The organism is Anaerotignum sp. (genome assembly GCF_030625865.1).
GTDB lineage: Bacteria > Bacillota > Clostridia > Lachnospirales > Anaerotignaceae > Chakrabartyella.
In genome coordinates this window covers 1-4,141 of the sequence record NZ_DAOUQB010000080.1, presented here as the reverse complement: position 1 = coordinate 4,141, position 4,141 = coordinate 1, and the positions used below count along the sequence as shown (strand labels likewise).

The window sequence follows — 4,141 nt, the reverse complement described above, 5'->3', positions numbered from 1 at the left end:
AGAAAAAAATTAATTTAGTCAATAAAGATTCTCTTGTAATCCGACGGTCGTTATCCCTTAGCAATTTAACGAAGATATTAACAAAGTTAAATGCATTAGAAAAACAGAACGACAACTTTGCATTAAACTACTTAGTTCTTGCAAAGAAAAAAGGAATTAAAAAAGTCGAATTGGTTAATCAACTCGTAGCAAATTTTAAAAACCAAATTTATGATAGTTTTGTTTTGGTTGGTGACGATTTTGAAAATTATATTTTAAATGTTGATAGATACCGCATTATTAAAGATGATGGAGATATTTTTATCGATAAGGAAACTCCTATCACAATAAGTGATATTTTTCACGAATTGGCTTGTCAAAACGTACGAATATCTCATAGCTTGATGAATCGCCTGTTGAAAACTTGGCAGATCGAAACTCAAGACCGCCATGGAAATAAAGAATTGTATCCACAAAGCATAATAAATACTTTGCAAGGATTCATTGAGTACGGAGCAACAAAACAACCTTGCTACCTAATTAACGGTGATTGGTATGTCTTTGATGAGATTTATAGCGATCTTCTTGACCAAGAATATACTGAATTATATAATTCAAAACATAGAAACTCATTAGACTTGAAGAATAAATACAAACTCGAAAAGAGGGCAGCTAATGAGGAAAAATATAATAAAGCTCTAGAATCAGAGAAAAATATTATTGTATCGCACACTGCATTGCACGAAAATGTTGAGATTGCAGACGCAATTTTTTGGGATGACACAACTCTTTATTTAATGCATAATAAAGGAAAGTTTGATGGAATAGGTGCAAGAGATTTGCTCAATCAAATATTGACTGCTGCTGAATATTTACAAAAAAATCGTTCAATAAACGGTTCAGATTTTCTTGAAAAGTATTATGCTAAAATATGTAAACTTCACAATACTAAAAAACTTCCCCAAGCCAGTGAACAGGACTTTGTCCAATTATTCAATAGTAAAAAAATATGTTTTATAGCTGGATTTTTAAATGGATATAAACATGATTCAAAATCAGTATATGCAAAGTATCTAACCATTGAAGCAAACAAAAAACTTTTAGATAAAGGGTATGCTTATGTTCCGATGGGCATTCACTGAAAGCAGTTTGAGACTTCCTTCCATGGTGGTTGCGTATTGTTTCTAAAGCACTAATTTGTAGTGCCCGTGGTGCCCAAATGGTGCCCGGACGTGAAAAATAGTGTTGTAAGAAGTTGTGGACACAAATGGCATGAAATGAAAAAAACCCATATTTACAGGCTTTTCAGATAGCATGTTGCAAGAAATTGTGCGGAGATATAAGGGGCTTTTGCTGTTTCACGCCCCTCGAAATCAAGTTGTCCGCAAGGGCACGTGGGTTCGAATCCCACCGCTTCCGCCATAAACCCGCACAGGTATACGTCTGTGCGGGTTTTCCTTTGCCGTTTTCTGATGCCTAGTTTTCCTACTAAATGTGTGAATGGTGCCCTAATGGTGCCCCGCAAATTTTTCTTATATATTCCATTCATCAAAATGTTACCAAGGTCAACATGATACTTTCGTGCCAAGATTGTAAATCTGAGGTTTCCTTTTAAGTAACGTCGAACGATTTTTAGTTTTAACGTTGTTCTATATTTTCTTCAAAGAAAGGGACAATTTTTATGGGTGCCGGAAATTATAATGGGAAAATATGTATAATTGTGCTATACTATAAACTACAGTTGGGAGAGTTGAAAATGAAAAGTTTTTTTCAGACATTTGTGATGAGTCTTATTGTATGCTATGTAATTTTTTTCTTTGTAGGAGGATTGATTTTTGAAAACCTTTGGGCTTTACTTATGCTTATTGCTTTGGTTATTTCTATTTTAATTAATCAATTTATATATTTGGAAACGAAAATAGAAGAATTGGAAACACGCATCAAAACACTTGAAAAACCGAGTGAACATGAGGATTAAATTGCTTAATTAAAGAGAGCCATGGGTATAAAAAACACCTTTTAAAGGTGTTTTTTATACTTTCTCAAATGGTTAGGATTTAAAGAAACACCAATTCAATTACTAGGGGGCATCTGTTTTACTTTTTTACTTTGTTTTTATTTTGGAAATGAATTGTTTGTGATTTTTATGTTTTGTAAGTATATTTAAAATATTTTTTCAAAAGATAGATATATATAAGAAAAATAAAAATAATCCAATGGAGTGAGACTAAATGATTTTAACCCAAAAAGAACAAGAAGAAATTAAAAAGTTACAGATGCAAGAAGAAATTTGTATCCAGAAATATGAAAAATTTGCTGATGATGCAAAAGATGCTGTTCTAAAGCAGTTATTCCTCACCATCAAAAAAGATGAAGAGAAGCATTATCAGACACTAGGCAAGATTTTATCTGGTACAGTTCCAAATAGCAATTTAAATGAAAGTAAGGCTAAAAATTATAAACCAGTGGCAACATATGGCTCTTTAGATTCTAGTGAGGATAAAAAGTACGATAATTTCTTAGCTGCTGATAGTATTGGAACAGAGAAATTAGTTTCATTGGGATATAATTCAGGAGTATTTGCTTTTGAAAATTCTGATATTCGCAAAGCGTTAGCAGATATTCAGGTTGAGGAACAAGATCATGCCGATATGATATATAAATATAGAGTTGCCAATGGTATGGCATCCTAAATCAAGATATAATATAAATGAAACCACCTGCATTATTATGAAGTTGTAAAATGAAAGTAGACAAGGAATATGACCACCTTCAATATAGAACTGAACAAGGCTTTCCTTAAGGTGGTTTTTAGATGTCTATATTGACTTGACAACTTCACATTATTACAGGTGGTTTTCTAAATCCAATTCTAGTGGATTTTTTGGGTGAAATAATATCAAAAAGCAATGGGTAAAGGGTAAGATATCTTGAAAAAATGTGAGGGGGGCGGACGACTTCTTGGACAGCTTAAGCAGCTAATCCAAGAAATCGTCCGCACTCCCACCATAAAAAAGTTTTTCCTTGCAGTGATTAAACTATTTTATGGGGAAAAAATCAAATTCAAAATTTTTTAATTCTTTTACATTTAAAACTTCAATTTTATTTCCGCTCTTTTTAATCAGTCCTTGTCCTTCTAATTCATTAATTGATCTGGTTAAATGCCTGTAACTTACTCCAAGCATTTCTGCAAGTTCTTTGTATGAAAAGGGAAACTCAGTAATTTCTGTAGTTTTACACATATATTCCCCAATATATCCTATTAAGCGGTTTTTCAGTGGATATAATAGATTTCTTCATAATACCTCCAAATATTATTAAGATGTAGACATATGTCCTATTTTGTAATCTTTTCTGTGTGATAAAATCTATCAAACACAGCCTGCAAATAAAAAGTCAATAGGAAATTGATGATTTTCTGGATTAAATTTATATTGATTTTTAGATATGAAAAACAGACCACCGTTATCCGCTGGTCTGAAAGGGTGTGGTTATGATTATTCTGGAAGGGATAAAAGATATTCCTTCACTTTTCCGTAATAGATGCGCAGGAACTTATTAGCACCAGCGGTCATGTAAACATAGTAAGGTTTACCCTGAGAGCGTTTCTTATCTATAAATGCATATACAGGGTCATCCATAGGCTTGGTTTTGACAAGACAGTCCATGACTTGAAACAAGGTTTTTCTTAAGACAGCAGAACCTCGTTTGGTGGTGGGAACACTTTTTTGCTCATAGGTTCCAGATTCATTTACACCGGGATCAACACCAGCAAAAGCGGTGATGGCTCTTTTATGGGTAAATCGTGTAACATCTCCGATTTCAGCCATGAGCTGTGGACCGAGAGATGAACCAACACCTTTCATTTCCATAACAACAGGATATTCGGGTAGTTTGGCTGCGGTTTCATTCATTAGGGTACGAAGTTCCTCTACGGTCTTAGAAGCAGTATTTAATTGTTCTACAGCCTGCCCCAGTATTAGCTTTGTTAAATCATCTTTTGGAAGTACAGGAACAAGCTCCTTTGCTGCTCCGTAGATTTCTTCAGCTTTAGCTTTGCTGAAGTTGTACTTCTTACGTTTACACCATTTCTGATAATGGTTGGAGCTGTCAATAAAAAGTAGACACAAAGTTACGCTGATTTTATGAATTTAATTCTTCA

The 4,141-nt window shown here is 33.6% G+C and carries 4 protein-coding genes and 1 pseudogene; 3 read left to right on the top strand and 2 right to left on the bottom strand.

The features are described 5' to 3' along the window. The 3 genes from P9Q65_RS13160 to P9Q65_RS13150 all read left to right on the top strand — a co-directional run. Nucleotides 1-1,121: DUF6119 family protein (locus P9Q65_RS13160; protein ID WP_304509972.1), on the top strand; the 1,121-nt coding region annotated here is incomplete at its 5' end. Between the two features lie 614 nt (nt 1,122-1,735). Continuing rightward, complete coding sequence (locus P9Q65_RS13155; protein WP_304509970.1) at nt 1,736-1,957, top strand: hypothetical protein; 222 nt, start codon at nt 1,736-1,738, stop codon at nt 1,955-1,957. 253 nt (nt 1,958-2,210) lie between these two features. Then, a complete protein-coding gene (locus tag P9Q65_RS13150; protein WP_304509968.1) occupies nt 2,211-2,672 on the top strand; it encodes a ferritin-like domain-containing protein in 462 nt (153 codons plus the stop codon). A 345-nt stretch (nt 2,673-3,017) separates the two neighbouring features. Here the strand turns inward: P9Q65_RS13150 and P9Q65_RS13145 are convergent, their stop codons facing one another. Next, nucleotides 3,018-3,242, bottom strand: coding sequence for a helix-turn-helix domain-containing protein (locus P9Q65_RS13145; protein ID WP_304509974.1), 225 nt, complete (start codon nt 3,240-3,242; stop codon nt 3,018-3,020). Nucleotides 3,243-3,476: 234 nt separating this feature from the next. Then, nucleotides 3,477-4,082: pseudogene (locus P9Q65_RS13140) on the bottom strand (transposase); the annotation flags it as partial. Nucleotides 4,083-4,141: the final 59 nt, after the last annotated feature.

Excerpts from the sequence above, each read along its gene's own strand:
- P9Q65_RS13150 (WP_304509968.1), top strand. The coding sequence starts at position 2,211 with ATGATTTTAACCCAAAAAGAACAAGAAGAAATTAAAAAGTTACAGATG.
- P9Q65_RS13155 (WP_304509970.1), top strand. The coding sequence starts at position 1,736 with ATGAAAAGTTTTTTTCAGACATTTGTGATGAGTCTTATTGTATGCTAT.